The sequence below is a fragment of the Streptosporangium jomthongense genome (assembly GCF_042650425.1).
Taxonomy (GTDB): Bacteria; Actinomycetota; Actinomycetes; order Streptosporangiales; family Streptosporangiaceae; genus Streptosporangium.
In genome coordinates this window covers 147,168-167,601 of the sequence record NZ_JBHSBC010000001.1, presented here as the reverse complement: position 1 = coordinate 167,601, position 20,434 = coordinate 147,168, and the positions used below count along the sequence as shown (strand labels likewise).

Annotated in this window: 13 protein-coding genes and 1 pseudogene; 11 read left to right on the top strand and 3 right to left on the bottom strand. The window is 70.4% G+C overall.

Features of this window, described 5'->3' with window-relative positions; translation table 11 throughout:
* The first annotated feature begins 207 nt into the window (after positions 1–207).
* From ACFOYY_RS00775 to ACFOYY_RS00750, 6 genes and pseudogenes are all read left to right on the top strand, one after another.
* Entirely contained in the window at positions 208–6,231 is a 6,024-nt protein-coding gene (locus tag ACFOYY_RS00775; RefSeq protein ID WP_386186822.1) for an amino acid adenylation domain-containing protein, read from the top strand.
* A gap of 72 nt (positions 6,232–6,303) precedes the next feature.
* A pseudogene (locus ACFOYY_RS00770) lies at positions 6,304–6,483 on the top strand (MbtH family protein); the annotation flags it as partial.
* Complete coding sequence (locus ACFOYY_RS00765) at positions 6,480–8,150, top strand: condensation domain-containing protein (protein WP_386186819.1); 1,671 nt, start codon at positions 6,480–6,482, stop codon at positions 8,148–8,150. The pseudogene ACFOYY_RS00770 and the gene ACFOYY_RS00765, both read left to right, overlap by 4 nt.
* A 211-nt stretch (positions 8,151–8,361) precedes the next feature.
* Complete coding sequence (locus ACFOYY_RS00760; protein ID WP_386187654.1) at positions 8,362–9,915, top strand: MFS transporter; 1,554 nt, start codon at positions 8,362–8,364, stop codon at positions 9,913–9,915.
* Between the two features lie 313 nt (positions 9,916–10,228).
* Positions 10,229–11,362, top strand: a complete 1,134-nt coding sequence (locus ACFOYY_RS00755) for an esterase-like activity of phytase family protein (protein WP_362909110.1) — start codon at positions 10,229–10,231, stop codon at positions 11,360–11,362.
* Positions 11,363–11,424: 62 nt separating this feature from the next.
* Positions 11,425–11,667 carry a hypothetical protein gene (locus tag ACFOYY_RS00750; protein ID WP_352010588.1) on the top strand — a complete coding sequence of 81 codons (243 nt, stop codon included), beginning with the start codon at positions 11,425–11,427 and terminating at the stop codon, positions 11,665–11,667.
* Positions 11,668–11,706: 39 nt separating this feature from the next.
* On the opposite strand, the gene ACFOYY_RS00745 is transcribed toward ACFOYY_RS00750, so the two are convergent.
* Together ACFOYY_RS00745 and ACFOYY_RS00740 are read right to left on the bottom strand one after the other, a co-directional pair.
* Positions 11,707–13,215, bottom strand: a complete 1,509-nt coding sequence (locus tag ACFOYY_RS00745) for a GMC family oxidoreductase (protein ID WP_386186814.1) — start codon at positions 13,213–13,215, stop codon at positions 11,707–11,709.
* Positions 13,212–14,051 carry an SDR family NAD(P)-dependent oxidoreductase gene (locus tag ACFOYY_RS00740; RefSeq protein WP_386186811.1) on the bottom strand — a complete coding sequence of 280 codons (840 nt, stop codon included), beginning with the start codon at positions 14,049–14,051 and terminating at the stop codon, positions 13,212–13,214. The genes ACFOYY_RS00745 and ACFOYY_RS00740 overlap by 4 nt, the downstream gene beginning before the upstream one ends.
* 193 nt (positions 14,052–14,244) lie before the next feature.
* Between ACFOYY_RS00740 and ACFOYY_RS00735 the strand changes: the two genes are divergently transcribed.
* From ACFOYY_RS00735 to ACFOYY_RS00725, 3 genes are all read left to right on the top strand, one after another.
* Positions 14,245–15,303 carry an ABC transporter permease gene (locus ACFOYY_RS00735; protein WP_352010591.1) on the top strand — a complete coding sequence of 353 codons (1,059 nt, stop codon included), beginning with the start codon at positions 14,245–14,247 and terminating at the stop codon, positions 15,301–15,303.
* 143 nt (positions 15,304–15,446) lie between these two features.
* The gene (locus ACFOYY_RS00730; protein WP_352010592.1) at positions 15,447–16,565 is read left to right on the top strand and encodes a sugar ABC transporter substrate-binding protein; all 1,119 of its coding nucleotides are present in this window, start codon (positions 15,447–15,449) and stop codon (positions 16,563–16,565) included.
* A 105-nt stretch (positions 16,566–16,670) separates the two neighbouring features.
* Positions 16,671–18,173: a sugar ABC transporter ATP-binding protein gene (locus tag ACFOYY_RS00725; RefSeq protein WP_386186808.1), complete on the top strand. Its 1,503-nt coding sequence runs from the start codon at positions 16,671–16,673 to the stop codon at positions 18,171–18,173.
* A 459-nt stretch (positions 18,174–18,632) separates the two neighbouring features.
* On the opposite strand, the gene ACFOYY_RS00720 is transcribed toward ACFOYY_RS00725, so the two are convergent.
* Positions 18,633–19,040: a nuclear transport factor 2 family protein gene (locus tag ACFOYY_RS00720; RefSeq protein ID WP_352010594.1), complete on the bottom strand. Its 408-nt coding sequence runs from the start codon at positions 19,038–19,040 to the stop codon at positions 18,633–18,635.
* 83 nt (positions 19,041–19,123) lie between these two features.
* Here ACFOYY_RS00720 and ACFOYY_RS00715 point away from each other — a divergent pair, with 83 nt between their 5' ends.
* Together ACFOYY_RS00715 and tgmA are read left to right on the top strand one after the other, a co-directional pair.
* The gene (locus tag ACFOYY_RS00715) at positions 19,124–19,693 is read left to right on the top strand and encodes a TetR/AcrR family transcriptional regulator (RefSeq protein ID WP_352010595.1); all 570 of its coding nucleotides are present in this window, start codon (positions 19,124–19,126) and stop codon (positions 19,691–19,693) included.
* A gap of 405 nt (positions 19,694–20,098) precedes the next feature.
* On the top strand, positions 20,099–20,431 hold the full coding sequence (gene tgmA, locus ACFOYY_RS00710; RefSeq protein WP_386186804.1) for a putative ATP-grasp-modified RiPP: 333 nt from the start codon (positions 20,099–20,101) through the stop codon (positions 20,429–20,431).
* Positions 20,432–20,434 lie beyond the last annotated feature (3 nt).

Sequence of the window (20,434 nt, the reverse complement as noted above, 5' to 3'; positions counted from 1 at the left end):
GGCGCCCTCGTCGCTGTCAAAAGGCGTTCTTACTTGAAAGTGTCTTTAAAGTTGGCGCCGATTCGTCAATGCGGCACACCAGCGTCGAAAGAGAAAGCCCTGCAAAAAGGGGGCTTGTAACGCTCCAGCAACGCGTGGTTCACTGTCGCCGTCTCGGCAATTGTAAGTAAACTTTCCAGTAAGTGCGTCATAGTTGGGTGGTAAGCCATGGAACAGATCCAGCCGCTCTCCTACGGGCAGGAACGGCTCTGGTTCCTTCACCGCTTCGACCCCCGCGACCACTCCTACAACACCTGCCACGCCTACCGGCTACAGGGCGAACTCGACGTCCCCGCCCTCGAAGCCGCCTTCGCGGCGGTCGTGCGCAGGCACGAGACCCTGCGCACCCGCTTCGACGAGATCGACGGCAGGCCCGCCGCCGTGGTCCTGCCCGCCGGGACCGTGACGATCGACCGGTTCGAGGCCGGCTCGGAGGAGGAGGCCAGGCGGATCGTCGCCGAACGGGCCAACGCCCCCTTCGACCTGTCCGCGGCGCCGCCGGTGCGGGCCTCGCTCGTCCGCCTCGGCGCGCGGGACCACGTCCTGGCCGTGACACTGCACCACATCATCGCCGACGGCGCCTCGGTCGTCGTGCTGCGCGACGAACTGGCCCACCACTACGCGGGCCGCGACCCCCTGCCGCCGCTGGCCCTGCAGTACGGCGAGCACGTCCGTGAACAGCGCGCCAGACAGGACGAGGCCGACGTGACCGAGTGGGCCGCGCGCCTGTCGGGCGTCCCCGCGCTCGACCTCCCCACCGACAGGAAGCGCCCCCCGCAACGCAGCGGCGACGGCGCCGAACTGGTCTTCGGCCTGCCCCCGGAGCTGGTCGCGCGGGTCTCGGAGTTCGCCCGCGCCCGGCGGGCCACGCCGTTCATGGTGCTGCTGACCGCCTACCAGGTGCTCCTGTCACGGCACAGCGGCCAGACGGACTTCTGCGTCGGCACCCCCGTCGCGGGCCGCGACAGCACCGAGCTGGAACCGATGATCGGCTTCCTGTCCAGGATGCTCATGCTGCGGGCCGACCTGTCGGACGAGCCGTCCTTCGACGAGGCGCTCAGGCGCACCCGCAGGACCGTCATCCAGGCCATGGGCGCCTCCGACGTGCCGCTCGAACGGCTGCTCGGCGAACTCGGCCTCGAACGCGACGCCAGCAGGACCCCGCTGTTCCAGACGATCTTCGCCCTGCACACCCAGAGCGGCGAGGTGAGCGAGGGCCCGCTGCCCGGCCTGCGCGAGGAGTCCTTCCCGCCCGGCTGGGCCGCCGCCAGGACCGACCTGTCCCTCGACCTGTGGCCCCTGCCCGACGGAGGCCTGTCCGGCTCCCTCGTCTACAGCACCGACCTGTTCGACCGGGAGAGCGCGGAACGGCTCGCCGCCCGGCTGCCCGTCCTGCTCGCCGCCGCGCTCGACGCGCCGCACACGCCCGTCGGCACCCTGGACATCCTGCCCGACGGGGAACGCCGGTGGCTGCTGGACAGGGCGAACCCCGCGGAACGGCCGAGCGAGACGCTGGCCGACATGTTCCTCACCCAGGTGGCCGCCCGGCCCGACGCCGTCGCCGTCACCGCGGAGAACGGCCCCGGCCTCACCTACGCCGAACTCTGCGCGAGGGCGACCGCGCTGGCCGTGCGGCTGCGCGAGGCAGGCGTCGGCAGGGGGTCGCTGGTCGCGGTCAGGGTGCGCAGGGGCCCCGGCACACTGGTCGCGCTGCTCGGTGTCACCCTGTCCGGCGCGGCCTATCTGCCCGTCGACCCCGCCTACCCGCAGGCGCGGGTGGACTACGTGACCGAGGACTCCGGCGCCGCGCTCGTCCTCACCGACGACGACCTTCTCGACCTGCCCCCGGCGGACCCGGCCGTCACCCTGCCCCGTCCCCACCTGGACGACACCGCCTACGTGCTCTACACCTCCGGCTCGACCGGCCGTCCGAAGGGCGTGGCCGTACCGCACTCCGCGCTGGCCAACACGCTGCTGGCCATCGGCTCCCTGGTCGGAGCCCGCCCCGAGCACGCCTGGCTCGCCCTCACCTCGATCGCCTTCGACATCTCCGCCATCGAGCTGTACCTCCCGCTGGTCACCGGGGGCAGGGTCGTCGTCGCCGAGGACGCCAGGGACGGCACCGCGGTCGCCGAACTGGCCCGCAGGGCCGGGGTCACCCACGTCCAGGCGACGCCGTCCGGCTGGCGCGTCCTGCTGACGGGCGACCTGCCGAAGGTCACGGGCGTGACCGCGGGGGAGCCGATCCCGCCGCAACTGGCCAGGGAACTGCGGTCCAGGACGAACCGCCTGATCAACGGCTACGGCCCGACCGAGACGGCGATCTACTCCACCACGTGGGACATCCCCGTGGAACCGTACGAGATCGTGATCGGGCGGCCGATCGCCGGGAACACCGTGCACATCCTCGACCCCGCGGGCGGCCTGGCGCCGCTCGGCGTGCCGGGCGAGCTGTTCATCGGCGGCCTCGGCGTCGCCGACGGTTACCTCGGCAGGCCCGCCCTCACCGCCGAACGCTTCGTGCCCGACCCGTACGGCGGGCCGGGGGAGCGCCTCTACCGCACCGGGGACGTGGGCCGCTGGCTGCCGGACGGGACGATCGAGTTCCTCGGCAGGACCGACAACCAGGTCAAACTACGCGGTCACCGGATCGAGCTCGGCGAGGTCGAGGCCGTCCTGGAGACCCACCCCGCCGTACGGCAGGCCGTGGCCACGGTGCACGAGGAGACCCTGGTCGCCGTCGTCGTCGCACCCGATCCGCCGGGCACCGGTGCCCTGCGCGAGCACATGGCCGCCCAGCTTCCCGGCTACCTGGTGCCGCAGTCGTTCGTCGTCCTGGAAGAACTGCCGCTGACCCCCAACGGCAAGGTCGACCGCAAGGCGCTGCCGGCGATCCTGACCGGGGCCATGCGGGAACTGACCACCGCGGACACGACGCCGCCGCGCACCCCGAACGAGCGCCTGGTCGCCGAGGTGTTCGCCGAGGTGCTGGGGCGCGAGACGGTCGGCGCGCACGACGACTTCTTCGCCCTCGGCGGCCACTCCCTGCTGGCCACCATGGTCACCGCCCGGCTGCCGGTGCGCGTCCCGGTGCGGGAGGTGTTCACCAGGCCGACGGTCGCGGCGCTCGCCGAACTGCTGGACACCGAGGGCACCGGCCTCGGCGACGTGCCCGTCCCGCGCCCCGCGGGGATGACACCGCCGCTGTCGCCCGGGCAGGAGCGGCTGTGGTTCCTCAACCGGTTCGACCCCGCGGGCAACGCCGCCTTCAACATCAACCTCGTCCTGCGGCTGACCGGTTCCCTCGACGTCGAGGCGCTCGGCAGGGCCTTCGACGGGGTCGTCGCCCGCCACGAGACCCTGCGCACCCGGTTCCCCGAGGTGGACGGCCAGCCGGTCGTGGTGATCGACCCGCCGAGGCCGGTGGAGATCGAACACCTCAAGGGAGACGCGACGACACTCGTCCCCGAGCGGGTGAACACCCCCTTCGACCTCACCGGGGAACCGGCCGTGCGGGTCACGCTCATCGAGCAGGGCCCCGACGACCACGTCCTGTGCGTGGTCGCCCACCACATCCTCGGTGACGGCTGGTCGCTGAACATCCTGCGCGACGAACTGGCCGTGCTGTACTCGGGAGGCTCGCTGCCCCCGGTGCCGCTGCAGTTCGGCGACCTGGTCGTGTGGCAGCGCGGACGGGACTCCTCGAAGCTGTTCGACTACTGGAGCGCCCAGCTGGCCGACCCGACCCCGCTGGCCCTGCCGACCGACCGGCCGCACGCGGTCGGCGGCACCAGGCACGGCGCCGTCGTGGGCTTCAGGCTCGACCCGGCGGAGGCGGACGCGCTCGTCGCGATGGGCCGCCGCAGGGGCGCGACGCTGTTCATGACCCTGCTGGCCGCCTACCAGGTCCTGCTGTCCCGGCACAGCGGCCAGGACGACATCCTGGTCGGCACCTCGAACGCGGGCAGGGACACCGTCGAGCTGGAGTCGGTCATCGGCTACATCACCGACGTCCCGGTGCTGCGCGGCGACCTGTCGGGCGACCCGACGTTCACCGAGTTCCTCGCCGCGACCCGCGCGACCGTGCTCGACGCCTTCGCCAACCAGGGGCTGCCGTTCGAGGAACTCGTCGGCTCGCTCCAGATCGAACGCGACCTGACCCGCACCCCCGTCTTCCAGACGATGGCGGTCCTGCACACGGAGAACTCCGGGCGGGTGCCCAAGCCCTTCCCCGGGCTGTCGGCGGGCCAGTTCTCCGGGGGCCGCGCGCAGGCCAAGTTCGACCTGATGCTTGAGGCCTGGCACGACGCCGGGGACCTGTACGTCGAGCTTGAGTACGACACGACGCTGTTCGAACGGGCGACCGCCGAGGCGTACGCCACCCGCCTGGAGACCCTGCTGCGCGGGATCATCGCCGACCCCGACCGGCGCCTGTCCGAGCTGCCCATGCTCACCGAGGCCGACGAGGCCTTCCTCGCCACCGCCTCGCGCGGACCGGCGCTGACCGCCCCGGTGCCGGTGCCCGAACTGCTCGCACGGGCCGTGCGGGAGCGCGGGGACGCCCCGGCCTTCGGCTGCGCCGGACGGGTCGTCACCTACCACGAGCTGGACGAACTCGCGGAGAAGGCCGCCGCGGGCTTCGAGAGGGGACGGATCGCCGTCGTCCCGGTCGACCGCACCCCGGAGGGCGTCGCGGCGCTGCTCGGGGCCTGGCGTGCGGGCGCCGCCTACCTGCCGCTCGACCCGGCGCTGCCCGAGGAGCGGCGCGCCTTCGTCGAGGAGGAGATCGAGGGCGTCGCGGCCGAGGGGGTCGCCTACGTGATCTACACCTCGGGCTCCTCGGGGACGCCGAAGGGCGTGCTCGTCGAACACGACGGCCTGGCCGCCCGGGTCGCCTGGATGACGGGGGAGTACGGCCTCGGCCCCGACGACCGGGTCGTGCAGTTCGCGACCCTGAGCTTCGACACCCACGCAGAGGAGATCTACCCGGCGCTGGCGGCGGGGGCGCGCCTCGAACTGCTGCCCGAGGGCGCGGTGACCCTGCCCGACCTGCTCGCCACGCCGGAGGGGAGCAGGGTGACCGTGCTCGACCTGCCCACGGCGTACTGGCACCACCTGGTCGGCCAGATCGACGAGATCGCCTGGCCGCCCGCGCTGCGGCTGGTCATCTTGGGCGGGGAGGAGCTGAAGGCCGACGCGGTCGCCAGGTGGCGCGAACGCTTCGGCGACCGGGTGCGCCTGGTCAACACCTACGGCCCGACCGAGGCGACGATCATCGCGACCGCCGCCGAGATCGCCGGGCCGGGCGCGCGCGTGGGGGAGGCGGGAGAGCGGCCCCCCATCGGGCGGCCCATCGGCGGCGTCCACGCCGCGATCCTCGCCGAGGACGGCTCGCTCGTGCCGCCCGGCGCCCCCGGCGAGCTGTGCCTTGGCGGCTCGGGCCTGGCCAGGGGCTACCTGCGGCGCCCCGGCCTGACCGCCGAGCGCTTCGTGCCCGACCCGTACGGCACGCCGGGTGAGCGCCTCTACCGCACCGGCGACCGCGCCCGCTGGCGTCCCGACGGGAACCTGGAGTTCCTCGGCCGGATCGACGACCAGATCAAGGTGCGCGGTTTCCGGGTCGAGCCGGGCGAGGTCGAGGCGCGCCTGCTGGCCCACCCCGCCGTACGGCAGGCCGTGGTCACCGCGGTGGAGGACACCCTCGTCGGCTACGTCGTGGTGGCTGAGGACGGAGGCGCGGACCCGGTGGCCGAGCTGCCCGGCTTCCTCGCCGGGAGCCTGCCGTCCTACCTGGTCCCCTCGGTGTGGGTGACGCTCGGCGAGCTGCCCCTGACCCGCAACGGGAAGGTGGACAGGAAGGCGCTGCCCGCGCCGTCCATCGACCGGCGCGCCCCCTCGGTGCCGCCGAGGACCGACGCCGAGCAACTGGTCGCCGAGGTCTTCTGCGAGGTGCTCGGCGCCGCGGAGGTCGGCGCGCTCGACGACTTCTTCGCCATCGGCGGTCACTCGCTCCTGGCCACCCGCGTCATCGCGCGGATCAGGGCCATCACCGACATCGACATCCCGATCCGGGCGATGTTCGAGAACAGCACGGTCGCCGGTCTGGCCGGTCTCGTCGAGGAACTGCTCCTGGCGGAGATCGCCGGGCTCTCCGACGAGGAGGTCGCCCGCCTCGCCCAAGGGGCCTCCTGACCGGCCGGGACCCCATCCACGGAAAGGCCGCCGCCCGGTCCGGCGGCGGCTTTTCCGCACAACCACAGCAAGGAGCATCCCCCCGTGACCTACCAAGTCGTGGTCAACCACGAGGAGCAGTACTCGATCTGGCCCGCCGAACGCCCCCTCCCCGGAGGCTGGCGGCCGGACGGGACCTCGGGCAGTAGACAGGAGTGCCTGGAGCACATCGAACAGGTGTGGACCGACCTGCGGCCGAAGAGCGCCCGATGAGCGCGGGCGGGCAGGTCGCCGAGGCCCTGCCCGGCAGCCCCGCCGGGCTCGTGGTCCGTTTCCAGGGCGGGCGCACGGCCAGCGGGCCGCCGACCTCCGGTCAGGCCAACATGATCCGCTGCGTGCTCACCGACCCGCCGGAACACATGAACTACGGTTTCGTGCTCACCGTCCCGCCGGGGAAGACGCTCGACGACGTGGTCGCGGCCGTGGTCCTGCTCATCTCCCGGCACGAGTCGCTGCGCACCACGTTCCGCGACGGCCTCCAGCACGTCGCGGGCGAGGGCGAACTGGTCATCGGGGTGCACGATTCACAGGGCTCCGCCGACCTCGCCGACGAGGTGGCCGCCAGGCTGCAGGCCGTACGGTTCGACCCGGAGGGGGAGCTTCCCGTGCGGGCGGCGGTGACCCTCTCCGACGGGGTGCCCGAGCGCGTCATCCTGGTGCTCACACACACCACGGTGGACGCCGTGGGGCTGAGCCTGCTGCGGGTGGAGCTGAACCGCCTGCTGTTCGGGGAGACCCCGGAGCCCGTCACCGCCCCCCAGCCGCTCGACGTGGCGTGGACGGAGCGGAGCCCGGCGAGCCTCAAGCGGGCGCAGGCCGCCATCGAGTACTGGCGGACCAACCTGGAGCGGATTCCCCGCTCGACCTTCACCGCCTCCGTGGACGACGGCGACAACGACTGGCTGATGCCCAGGTTGCAGGTGCGTTCGACGGTGGCTGCCCGGGCGCTGGGACGGATCGGGGCCCGTACCGGCGTCAGCCGCTCGGCCGCCGTGCTCGCCGCCTACACCCTGCTCGCCGGGCTGCGGTCGGGACAGCGTACGGCCGTCGCCCTGGCGATCTCGGGCAACCGGTTCCGTCCCGAACTGCGGGACTACGTCGGCCCGCTCGCCCAGGACGCCCTGGTCCCGATCGACCTTGACGAGCCCACGTTCGACGGTGTGCTGCGGCGTACCAGGGCGGCGGCGCTGGCCGCCTACCAGAACAGCCGGTTCGACTCCGACGCGCTCATCCAGGTCATGGAGGAGGTGCAGCGGTCGAGGGGGGTCTTCTTCGCCAGGGACATCGTCTTCAACGACATGAGCGTCCACGGCCAGGGGCGCCGGGCGGGCCGTACCGAGGAGTACGAGCAGGACGTGCGCTCCCACTGGCTGCCCGAGGCGACGATGCCGACCCGCGTCTCACTGTGGGTGCGCACCGTCGAGGGGGAGGTGGACTTCACCCTCTGGACCGACCCGCGCTGCCTGCCGCGCGCGGACGCCGAGGCGTTCGGCGAGGGGATCGCACGGCTGCTCATCGAGGCGGCGGACCGGGACGTGCCGCTGTCCGAGGTGTCCGGGCTGACCGGGGTCGTTCCCCTGGAACGGGGGGAGGGGTGGACGACGATCGACGCGTGCTGGGTCCACCTGCCGGAGGTCGAGCGGCTCGTCCGCGACGCGGTCGGGGACCGTCCCTTCCACGTGACCGAGGACGGCGGGCGGCTGGTGTGCCACCTCGCCGGGCCCGTCTCGCCGGTCGAGGTCCACACCGCCTGCGTGGGGAGGCTGTCGGGACGGATGGCGGCGATGGCCCCCCACCACTACGTGGTCCACGACGGCGCGCCCGCCTCCCCGGACGGCTGGGCCGCCCTGCCGGTGCTCGAAGAGGGGACGGGCCGGTGAGGCGCCGCTCCTGTGGAGGCCCCTGGTCCTCCTGGTGCTGGCCGGACCGCGACACACGCCGAAAGTCGTCCTGACGTGCGGTGACATGTCGTGATGTGAACTTCCGGCCGGTGCGGTGGCCGCGCGCCGCACCGGCCGGAAACCCCCATCGGAAGGGAGCGGGAAAGGGCGTCGATTAAGAACTCGCACGATGTGCGAGTTCTATAGTACGGTGTGCGAGAAAGGTCTCGAACACCGTACGAGTCATGGAGTAGTCATGTCGTCCCCCCACCCAAGACGGTGGTTGATCCTCGGTGTCCTCTGCCTGAGCCTGCTCGTGCTGGTCGTCGACAACGGCATCCTCAACCTCGCCATCCCCTCCCTCATGCGGGAGCTCGGCGCGACCCCGGCGGACATCCAGTGGATCATCAACGCCTACATGCTGGCCTTCGCCGGTGTGCTGCTCACGGTCGGCGCCCTGTCCGACCGCTACGGCAGGCGGCGCTTCCTGGTCATCGGCCTGGCGCTGTTCGGCGGGGCCTCACTGATCGCGACGTTCGCCCAGAACCCCGCCCAGCTCATCGCCTGCCGGGCGCTGATGGGGTTCGGCGGATCGTTCCTCATGCCGAGCACCCTGTCCATCATCATGAACGTCTTCGACCAGTCCGAGCAGCGCAAGGCCATCGCGGCCTGGAGCTCGGTGCTCATGGCCGGCGGGATCGCCGGGCCCTCGCTCGGCGGCTTCCTGCTCGACCACTACTGGTGGGGCTCGGTCTTCCTGGTCAACGTCCCGATCAGCGTGATCGCGATCGCCGCGGCGCTGCTGCTCATGCCGGAGTCCCGCGGGCAGGCCAGGCCCATCGACCTCCTCGGGGCGGTGCTGTCGACCGCGGGCATGGTCGCCCTGGTCTGGATGATCATCTCGGTGCCCGAGCGGGGCTGGACCTCGCCCGCCGTGCTGGCCTCCGGGCTGGCCGCGATCGTGCTGCTGACCGTCTTCTTCCTCTGGGAGCGGCGCAACCCGCACGCCATGCTGCCGCTCGGGCTCTGGCGTGAGCGCAACTTCAGCGGCGCCAGCTTCTCGATCGTGCTGCTGGCCTTCTCCGCGGGCGGCCTGCTGCTGATGCTCACCCAGTACCTGCAGTTCGTCCTGGGGTACGGGGTCCTCCAGGCGAGCCTGGCGCTCATCCCCTACATGATCGCGGCCATCGTCTTCAACGGCCTGGGCGCGACGCTGGGCAAGAAGCTGTCCAACCGCACCCTGGTGACGGCGGGCATGCTGGTGTTCGCGGCGGGCTTCGTGGTGCTCACCCGGCTGACGCCGGACAGCGGCTACGGCCTGTTCATCTGTGGCCTGATGGTGATGGGCGTCGGCGGCGGACTGGTCGGGCCCGCGGCCTACGCCTCACTGATGAGCGCGGTGCCGCCGGACCGGGCGGGCATCGGCTCGGCGCTCAACGACACCGTCCAGCAGACCGGTGGCGCGCTCAGCGTCGCCCTGCTCGGCAGCGTCCTGGCCGCGGCCTACTCCTCGGGCATGCCGGAGGGCGCGCCCGCTCCGGCCAAGGAGTCGATCGCCGTCGCGCTCTCCCTCGGCGACCCGTCGCTGGCGAGCGCCGCCAAGGCGGCCTTCGTCAACGCGATGTCCTCGGGCATGATCGTCGGCGCCGTCGGTTCGGTGGCCGCCGCGTTCATCGCCTGGGCCCTGTTGCGCCCGATCGCGACACCCGTCATGGAGGGGGCCGGGTCTCCGGCGGATTCCCGGGAACAGGTGGAGCAGGTCTGAGCCTCGCTCACCTTAGAAAAGGGCCGATAAATATACATTTATCGGCCCTTTTTTCTGTTCTTGAGTTTTCTTCGTATTTAAGGGGGTTGCGGCCCTTGTTGGGTCGCTGACCAGGTCAATCACGGCCTCCGCCGTCGCCGGGAAAGTGATTCGACGCGTGTTCTGCCGGGTTCTCCGTGGCCTCCTCCGGCCAGCCGTACACCCGGATTCCGATTTCCGTGGACAGTCGTCGCGTTTCGCGGTCTCATGTCTCCGCCAGTTCTGTATGAGGCATTTTCGGGATTCGGAGAAACGCATGAAGAATCGGCGAACAATGACGCGAGCCCTCCTCGCGGTCGTGATGATGGCCGGGCTGGGAACCGTCCAGGCGCAGCCCGCGGCGGCGGCGCCCGCGGACGGGATCCGCATCACCCACTTCCTCGGTGAGCGGGACCTGCCGCACAGGGCCCAGTTCCAGGGGACGGTCGTCGGTGGCCTGTCCGGCATCGACCGCGACCCGCTCACCGGAACGTGGTACTTCATCTCCGACGACCGGGCGCGCTACAACCCCGCCCGCTACTACACCGGAAAGATCGACATCAACCCGCTCACCCGGCGCTTCGAGGGCGTGAGCATCACCGGGGTCACCACCCTCCTGCGCCCCGACGGGACGCCCTACCCCGGCTACGGCCAGCCCGAGGCCGCGGACCCGGAGGCCATCCGCTTCGACCCGTGGAGCCGCAGGATCCTGTGGAGCAGCGAGGGGGACAGGCCGAGGGAGGGCACCACGGGCAACCCGGTCGTCCAGATGTCGCTGCGCTGGGTCGACCGGGGCGGCCACGACCGCGGCGGCCTGCCGATCCCCGGCAACCTCACGATGACGAACACCACCTCGGGCCCCCGCCACAACGCCGGGTTCGAGGGCCTGACCTTCACCCCCCACGGCATCGCGGCCATCGTCGAGGGACCCCGCTTCGAGGACGGCGACATCATGACGACCGAGCGCGGCGCGCTCTCCCGCATCACCGTGTGGGACAGGAACGGCAGGACCCGCGCGCAGTACGCCTACCCGATCGACCGGCTGCCCGCCGCCCCCGTCCCGGAGACCGGCAGATACGACGGCGGCGTCTCGGAGATCCTGGCCGTCGACGACGACCGGCTGCTGTCCCTCGAACGGTTCTGGATCGAGGGCGTCGGCTACCGGGTCAAGCTGTACGAGATCGACCTGCGCGGCGCGACGAACGTGCTGGGCAGGGACAGCCTGACCGGCGGCGCGCCGTACCGGGCCGTCACCAAGCGCCTGGTCCACGACTTCAACGCCGGCGGGGCGACGGTGCAGAACCTGGAGAGCCTGGGCTGGGGGCCGCGCCTGGCCTCCGGCGAACGCGTCCTGGTCGTCGGCTCCGACGACAACTTCGACGAAAGTGAGATCACCCAGTTCCTGGCCTTCGCCGTCCGGGACCACTGAGCGGTCGCCGGAGTTAGCCTGGTTGCGGGTGACATATCCCGTACCGGGTCGAGGAGGTCGCGGTGGCGCGGGAGGACGAGAACACGTGGGTTCCCGAGGCGGTCCGCAGGTCGGGTGACCACACGGACCAGAGCCACGAACACGTCGTCAAGGAGGTCAGGGACATCACCAGGGGCGGCAAGAAGGTGGTGTTCGAGATCAACCCCGGCGGAGGGGTCGACACGGCCCTGCGGCGCCTGTTCCCGGTGACCTACGACATCGACCTCGACCACGCCGAGGTCAGGGAGACCGGCGAGGACAAGTGACGCGTCCCGGCGGCGGTCGCCCGCCGCCGGGACACGCCCTCAGGAGGTCATGAACTCCGCGGCCCGCTCCGCGATCATGATGGCCGGGGCGTTCGTGTTGCCCGTCGTCACCGCGGGCATGATCGAGGCGTCCGCGACCCGCAGCCCGGTGACGCCGTGGACCCGCAGCCTCGGATCAACCACCGCCGCCTCGTCCACCCCCATCTTGCAGGTGCCCGACTGGTGGTGGTAGGTGACCACGCTCTCCCTGATGTAGGCGTACAGCCCCTCGGTGGTGTCGGCCAGCGCCCCCGGGTAGAGCTCGTAGGCCCCCAGGTCCTCCCGCAGCGCGGGAGCCGCCGCGATCTCCTGGCACAGCCGTACGGCCGCCGCCAGCGCCTCGACGTCGGCGTGCGCGGAGAGCACGTTGGGGTCGATGAGCAGCGGGTCGGCCGGTGAGGGGCCGGAGAGCCGGATGTCGCCGTGACTGGCCGGGCGGACCAGACCGGCCATGAGCGAGACGCCGTCCGGCGGCCCCTCCATCCACCGCTCGTACAACGGCGCGTCGAAGTGCAGCGGCTGCAGGTCGGGCACCGCCAGATCGGGCCTGCTACGCCAGAACAGATGGCTCTGGGTGCGCGGCAGCCCGTGTGAGACGGGAAGCTGCCGCTCCATCCCGGCGATCACCGGGACCAGCCAGTGGTCCTGGAGGTTGCGCCCGACCCCGGGCAGGTCGGCCAGTACGGCGATGCCGTGCGCGCCCAGCTCCCCGGCGTCGCCGATGCCCGAACGCAGCAGGATCTCCGGCGAGCCGATGGCCCCGGCGCTCAGCACGACCTCGTGCCCGGCCAGACCCCGTTCGAGCACGCCGTCGCGCTCCCACTCGACGCCGACACAGCGCTCGCCCTCGAACAGCAGCCGGTGGACGTGCGCGCCGGAGACCAGGGTGAACCCGTCACGCCCGGCCAGCGGCCCGAGATAGGCGTCCGCGGTCGTCAGCCTGCGGTGGTCCTGGATGGTGAACTGCATGAAGGAGACGCCGTCCTGCGACGCCCCGTTGTAGTCCGGATTGAACGGCAGCCCGGCCTGCTGGGCGGCCTCGACGATCGCCAGGTGGGCGGCCGAGGGCTCGTAGCCGGTCAGGATGTGCAGCGGGCCACGCGGCCGGCTCTGCGCCGAGTCGACGGCCTCGATCCTGGCGAAGACCGGCCGCACGTCCTCCCACGCCCACCCCGGGTTGCCCCTGGCGGCCCAGTCGTCGTAGTCGGCCGGGTTGCCCCGCACCCAGATCATGGCGTTCAGGTTGTGCGACCCGCCGACGGCCCTGCCGCGCGGCAGGTGCAGCCGGCGGCCGTGGGCGTGCCGCTGCGGGACCGTACGGTAACCCCAGTCGAGGGGGGAGTCCCACAGCTCGTGCATCCGCGTCGGGTCGTCGACCGCGGGGAAGCGTCCCTGCGGCCCGGCCTCGACGAGCAGCACGCTCGCCCCCGCGTCGGAGAGCCTGCGCGCGAGCACGGACCCGGCGGAACCGGCGCCGACCACGATCACGTCGGCCTGGAGTCGGGTCATGCGATCACCAGGCCGCCGTTGGGGCTGAGCGTCTGGCCGGTGAAGTAGCTCCCGCCCTCCCCGGCGAGGAAGGCCACCGTGTCGGCGATCTCCCTGGGCAGTCCGAACCGGCCGAGGGCGATGCGCTCCTCAAGGTCGGCGCGCATCCGCCCGCCGATGACCGACCCGAGCGGGGTCTCGATGTAGCCGGGCGCCACGCAGTTGACGCGGATGCCGTACGGCGCGACGTCGCGGGCCACGGCCCTGGTCAGGGCCTGGATGCCGCCCTTGGCCGCCGAGTAGTGCGGCAGGTGCTCGCAGCCGGTGAGGCCGCAGATCGAGGAGACGTTGACGACCACCCCGGAGCGCTGCCCGGTCATGACCCGCAGCGCGGCCCTGGTGCAGTAGAACGTGCCGTCGAGGTGTACGGCGAGCATGTCCCGCCAGGCCTCGTCGGAGATGCTCACGGTGGCGTCGACCGTGGTGGCCGCGGTGCCGTCGGTCCGCAGCTCGTCGAGACGGGTGTCGAGCCTGGCGAAGGCGTCCTCGGCCTCCTGCCCGCCGCGTACCCCGGCGTTGTTGACCAGAATGTCCAGGCGGCCGTGGGTGGCGGCCACCTCGGCGACCGCCGCGTCGACCGAGGCCGAGTCGGACACGTCGGCGACCAGCGCGTGGGACTTACGAAGCGTCCCCGCGGTCAGCTCCGCCGCCGACCTCACCCGGTCGAGCACGACCACGGTCGCCCCGTCCGCGTCGAGGCGCCTGCAGATCGCCTCACCGATGCCCGAGCCACCTCCGGTGACCAGGGCGACCCTGTCTTTCAAGGGGCCTTCCAAGGGGTTCACGAGTGTGCTCACCTCTATGTCCTTCTTGAGTCACGCCAGGCGCGATGACAGTCACGCTAACCACGGGTAAGCTCCGCGCACCTCGCCGGAGAGGGACGGGGTGAGCGAAAGACAAGGAGTGGTCACTCAGGGTCAAGTACGTTCACCTCCCTGTCCGGGAGCCTTAGCGGAAGTCCGGTACCACGACAAGAGACGGAGGGACGCCGTGAGTGTCGACGATGTCGGAACCAAGGGGACGCCCGCGCTGGACGCCCCGGATGTTCCGGGGGAGCGTCCTGGCGGTGGACTTGCCGCCCTGGCGCGCCGCGTTCCCGCGATGGAGTCCATGAGCGTGCTGGTCGCGACGATCGCGCTGGTCGTCGTCATCGGCATCCTGCACCCGGACTTCCTGTCGGCCGCGCAGCTGCTCGACACCCTGCAGGCGTCGGTCTACGTCGGCCTGCTCGCCGGAGGCATGGCCTTCCTGATCTCCATGCGGGAGATCGACCTCTCGGTCGGCTCGATGTTCGGCCTGTCACTCATCAGCATGGGCCTGCTGATCAACCAGGGGCTCTCCCCGTGGCTGGCGGGGCTGCTCGGCGTCGTGCTCGGCGGCGTCCTCGGCCTGGTGAACGCGCTCGTCGTGCAGTACATCGGCATCCCGACCATCGTGGCGACGCTGGCGACCCTGTCGGTCTACCGAGGACTGTCCCTGGCCCTGAGCGAGGGCCAGCAGGTGACCGGCATGCCGGTCGAGGACTCCTTCTTCACGATCCTGGGCGGCAAGATCTTCGGCGTCTACACGAGCGTGTGGGTGCTGATCATCTTCGCGATCGTGCTCACGGTCGTGCTGCGCTTCACCTCCTTCGGCTACCGGGTGCGCTCCATCGGCTCCAACCCCGACGCCGCCACCTTCTCCGGCATCTCGGCCAACCGGGTCAGGATGCAGGTCCTGGTGCTGGTCGGCCTGCTCGCGGGTGTGGCCGCAGCCCTCGGCCTGGCCTTCTTCACCTCCGGTGACCCCAACATCGGCACCGGGTTCGAGCTGCAGGCGATCGCGGCGGCCGTCATCGGCGGAACCCCGCTGCGCGGCGGCACGGCGACGGTGGTCGGCGCGATCTTCGGCGCGATCCTGCTGGCCGTGGTCGGCAGCGGCCTGCAGTACTTCAACATCCCGGTCAACTGGAGCTCCTTCGCCACCGGCGCGGTGATCCTGCTGGCCGTCTCGCTGGACAGCCTGCTGCGCAGGCGCCGCAGGCGCAAGGACGAGGCGCTCGGCCTGTAGGGCCTTCCGGCCTGCGGGGACCCGCGGGGAACGGCCTGTGGGGACTGTTCCATCCACCTCTAACAAAACCCGGTGAGCCGAACTCGGCTATCCGGAGAAACCTGATTTATCCCATAAAAATAGAAATTAAGAGGAGCCAACCCATGACCGCTGGACCGAGGCGCCGCCGCCGTACGTTCACCGCCCTGTCGATTCTCACCGCCTCGGCCATCGCGCTCACGGCCTGTTCCTCTGGCCCGTCCGGCTCGTCCGGTTCGCAGGAGACGGCGGGCGCGAGCGGGGGAGGGGACGCCAAGAAGCCCCTGAAGATGGGCTTCATCTACGCCACGTCCACCCAGAACCCGTTCCAGGAGATGGCGTTCGGCGCAAAGGCCGCCGCCGACCAGGACGGCAACGTCACCCTCAACCAGGCCGCCCCCGTCGGGGTCAACGGCCCCGCCCAGGTCCAGCTCTTCCAGTCCGCGATCAGGAACTCCCCCGACGGCATCGGCCTGGAGACCCTCACCCCCGACCTGTTCGTCCGGCCGATCAACCAGGCGACCGACCAGAACATCCCGATGGCCGCCGTGGACACCGCGCCCCCGCCCGGGACCAAGGTCGGCCTCTTCGTCGGCAACAGCAACACCGAGCTGGGCGTCGCGCTCGGTGAGGAGTTCATCAAGCACGTGCCCGAGGACGCCACCGGCGACGTCGTGATCGGCAACGACATCCCCGGCCTCCAGCTGCTCAACCAGCGCATCGAGGGGCTCGTCTCGGTCATCAAGGCCAAGCGTCCCAAGCTGACGATCAAGGGCCCGTTCGACGCCAAGTCCGAGCCGACCGACAACTTCAACGCCTGGCAGGGCATCGTCAAGGCCAACCCGAAGGCCATCGCCTTCCTCGGCGTCGGCGGCCAGGACGGCGTCTCGCTGCCGCTGATCAAGCAGCAGACCGGCCGCGACTTCCTCGCGGGCTCGGCGGACATCCCGCCGGAGGCGCTGCAGGCCGTCAAGAAGGGCCAGCTGTTCGCGCTCTCCTCGCCCGAGCACTGGCTCAAGGGCTACATCGCGATGCGCCTGCTCATCGACAGCAAGCGGACCGGCAAGCCGGTGCCGACCGGCTGGTGGAACCCCGGCACGCTGGTCGTGAACAAGGACAACGTGGACGAGATCATCAAGCGGCAGACCGACGAGACCAGCCGGGCCGCCTACTTCAAGGCGGTCGTGGACAAGCAGCTCGCCGACCCGAACACCTACCTCAAGCCCATCGGACAGGCCAACTGATTCCGCGGGGCGGTCGGCCACCCCGCTCTTTCGGCCCGGCCGCCCCGCCGTACCCCTCTCCCCGACAGTCAGCCCGCAGCATCCGCAGTAGGAGGAGCGCACACCATGGCGATCCTGGAGGCCAGGAACATCGGCAAGACGTACGGGGGCGTCGTCGCCCTCAAGGACGCGGGCATTCACATCGAGGCGGGCTCCGTCCACGCCCTCCTCGGTGAGAACGGCGCGGGCAAGTCGACGCTGATCAAGATCATGTCCGGTGCGGTGACCCCCGACCGGGGCGGTATCACCCTCAACGGCAAGCAGGTGCGCTTCCGCAACACCGGCGACGCCGCGCGGCACGGCGTCGCCGTCGTGTCCCAGGAGCTCAACCTCTTCCCCGACCTGGACATCCTGGCCAACCTCTACCCGGTGACCGGCCCGCGCAGAGGACCCTTCCTCGACCGCAGGGCCATGGCGGAGGCCGCCGCCCCGGTGCTCGACCAGCTCGGCCTGAACGTCCCGGTCAGGACCAGGCTCGGCGACCTCTCCCTGGCGCAGCGCCAGCTCGTCGAGATCGCCAGGGCGCTGCTGACCAAGCCGCGCGTCCTGATCCTGGACGAGCCGACCTCCGCGCTCGAACAGGCCAGCGCCGACCGGCTGCTGAACGTCGTACGGGTCCTGCGCGAGCACCAGGTCGGCGTCGTCTTCGTCTCGCACATCCTCGAAGAGGTCATGGCGCTCAGCGACGTCATCACCGTCCTGCGCAACGGCCAGGTCGTCATGGAGGCCCAGGACAGGAAGTCGCTGTCCATGGCCGAGGTGGTCACGGCCATGCTGGGGGACAAGACCGTCCAGGTCCAGGAGAAGGTGACGCTCATGGCCCCTCAGGAGACGGCCGGTGGCGAGCTGCGGATCGTGAACGCCGGATCGCAGGGCGCGCTGTCCGAGGTGTCGCTGACCGTACGGCCCGGGGAGATCCTCGGCCTGGCGGGCCTGGCCGGCTCCGGACACCAGGCGACGCTCGAACTGGTCGCGGGCCTGCGCAGAGCCGACAGCGGCGAGGTGCGGCTCCCCTCAGGACGCCGCGCCCCCAACGGGCTGCGCCGCAGCATCGCGGCGGGCGTCGCCGTCGTCTCCGGCGACCGCCGCAGGTTCGGCCTCATGCTGGACAAGCCCATCTGGGAGAACATCGCCCAGGTGCGGGCCGTGGCCCTCAACCGCGACGGACTCTTCCTGCGCCGTACGGCCCTGCGCACCCGGGCCCGTGACCACGGTGAACGGATGAGCCTGCGCTGTTCGAGCGTCGACCAGCGCACCGGCCTGCTCTCCGGCGGCAACCAGCAGAAGGTCGTGCTCGCCAAGTGGCTCGACGCCGACCCCTCCGTGCTGCTGCTCGACGATCCGACCCGGGGCGTCGACGTGGGCGCCAAGGCCGAGATGCACACGCTGATCCGTTCGGCCACCCAGACGGGGACCGTCACGATGCTCTGCTCGACGGACGTGGAGGAACTGGCCTCCCTGTGCGACCGGGTGGCGGTCTTCTACCGGGGCAGGGTGGCGGCCATCCTCGAGGGCGAATCCCTGACCCAGCACAACATCCTGGAAACCATGAACACCGGCGAATCCTGATTTTTCTGGATTTTCTGGGTGAGTGGAGACCGCGAACGCCCCGCCGGTCAACCGGCGGGGCGTCGTGCTCGTTGTGGCGGGTGAAGTTCTCGCACAGCGGCGGGAAGGCGCTTGAGCCTCTGCGAGGGTGAAGGTCGGCCGACCTTGTTTTCGCACGTGGGTCGTTCGAAGGCCGCCGGGACCGAGGTGTTCGGTGTGGACACCACCCGCCTTCAAGACCTACGTGCGGCCCCCGTCGGCTGTGGCACGACCGCGATTGACTTTCTGTGCGCCGGACGGTCGGTCATTCCCACCGGCGGACTTGTTCTCGGCGCGCCTACCTCCACGAAGATCATTCTTCGGTCGGTATCCGCCAACTTCGGCTGCTCGACCTGCTCGGCGCCGACTCCGGGAAACCCCGCTGACGGCGGAACGCGCTCGTAGAGCTTGATGGGCTGGCTCGGCGTTGGGCGGGTCGGGTCAGGAGTTCAGGGCCTCGGCCAGGCCTTGCGGGTTCCAGTAGTCGCGGAACAGCAGGATCCTGCCGTCGCGGATCCGGAACACCTGCACGGACGTGGCCTGGAACGGGGCACCTGTCGTGGTCACCACCGCCTTGGCCTCAAGTTCGACGATGAGCACTTCGGGATCGGTGGTCTGGTAAACCTGCGTGGTCCACATGTCCTCGACTCGTAGCAGCGAGATCGTGGCCGCCGCCGAGAAGTCGCGGATCGCCTCGCGGCCCTCGATCCGCCTGGGCATGCCCGGCGGTGCGAAGGGCATCTCGATCACCCCATCGGGGGCGAACAGCTCAGCGAAGCCGTCCATGTCGTGCTCCAGGACCAGGCTTCGTCTGCGCGCGATGACGTCCTGTGGGGTTGGCAGACCCATGGGGCCTCCGTTCATTGAACGCGTGTTGATTGAACGAATGTAGAACGAAATCAAGGAGCGGTCAACGCCCGTAGAATCAACCCGTGAGCGAGCCCAGACCACGCCTGTCACGGGCGGAGCAACGCCGCGCCACCGAGGCGCGGATCCTCGCTGCGGCAGGCCGCCTGTTCGCCGAGTCGGGATACGACCAGACCACCATCCGGGCGATCGCCGGCGCCGCGGAAGTGGACGGCGGCCTGGTCATGCACTATTTCGGCTCCAAGGAAGAGCTCTTCCATCGCGCCACTCAGGCCGGACCCGTCCGACCCGTCGGCGGAACCCCGGAAGAGGTCGCCGAACAGATACTCGCCCAGATCGCCGACTCGCTGGTCAACGAACCGATCGCGTCACTGGCCGTCCTGCGCTCGATGCTCACCCACGCCGGAGCCTCCGAAGCCGCGATCGAAGGAGCCGCCCGCTACCGGGCGCAACTCAGCGACGCCATCCCCGCCGACGACGCCGACGTGCGGGCCGCACTGATCAGCGCCACTCTCATCGGCGTGGCCGTCAGCCGGCATTTCCTCAAATTCGACGTCCTCCGTGACACCCCTCCGGAACAGATCATCGATCTGCTACGTCCCTGCCTGCGCTCTCTCACCCGCGCGGACGACTGATCTTGTTCGGACGGCCCCGAACTCCTAGGGGCCGAGAGTCGCATGGCACCTCTGATCAAAATCCGCATAACGGGACCGCCTTTTCGGTCCTCCGCAACCGGGCCTGATCCGTCGATGCCGAGACTGCCTCGATTTTCTCTCAGCTCGGGCTGTCCCGGTATCCCCGCCTGGTCTGATCGGTGCTCATGCGGCCTTTCGCTACCCTTGTAGAATTAAGCCGAATCTGTGCCATTAATGGCATTCAATGTCAATTGTCCCTCCCCTGGCTTGTTGCATAATTTTCAGGGGTCGCGTGAAACACCGTGGGCCTTGTCCTGCGTAACGTGTCCCTCGACCATGGCAGGAGCAAGGTGCATGTGAGGCGGAACTTCGCAGGCCATACGGGCTTACGGGGTCCTGGCCGCAGTGTCTGTGCACATCCCCGTTTTCCTTCCCCGGAAAAAGCGTGCGGGGACGCCCGGAAAGTTCACTCAACCCAACACCGAAAGGAAGGGCGCCGTGACAACAGCAGTCTCCCCCTGGGGGCTCAGTCGGATGACCGAGCCTCTGCCGGGGCTTCCACCGCTGTACGAGACGCTTCGGCTTGACCCCGAGACGCAGCTCACCCACTTCTACGGCGCGGACGGCGCGATCGTGGACATGGCCGGCAAGATCACGATCACGACGTCCAAGGGCGGCGGCAGCGACGGCTCGGCGGGAAGCGCCGCAGTGGCGGACGACTCCCAGAACGACGGATAACAG

Coding starts and splice junctions, on each gene's coding strand:
- ACFOYY_RS00775 (WP_386186822.1), top strand. CDS start 208: ATGGAACAGATCCAGCCGCTCTCCTACGGGCAGGAACGGCTCTGGTTC.
- ACFOYY_RS00765 (WP_386186819.1), top strand. CDS start 6,480: ATGAGCGCGGGCGGGCAGGTCGCCGAGGCCCTGCCCGGCAGCCCCGCC.
- ACFOYY_RS00755 (WP_362909110.1), top strand. CDS start 10,229: ATGACGCGAGCCCTCCTCGCGGTCGTGATGATGGCCGGGCTGGGAACC.
- ACFOYY_RS00745 (WP_386186814.1), bottom strand. CDS start 13,215: ATGACCCGACTCCAGGCCGACGTGATCGTGGTCGGCGCCGGTTCCGCC.
- ACFOYY_RS00730 (WP_352010592.1), top strand. CDS start 15,447: ATGACCGCTGGACCGAGGCGCCGCCGCCGTACGTTCACCGCCCTGTCG.
- ACFOYY_RS00725 (WP_386186808.1), top strand. CDS start 16,671: ATGGCGATCCTGGAGGCCAGGAACATCGGCAAGACGTACGGGGGCGTC.
- ACFOYY_RS00720 (WP_352010594.1), bottom strand. CDS start 19,040: ATGGGTCTGCCAACCCCACAGGACGTCATCGCGCGCAGACGAAGCCTG.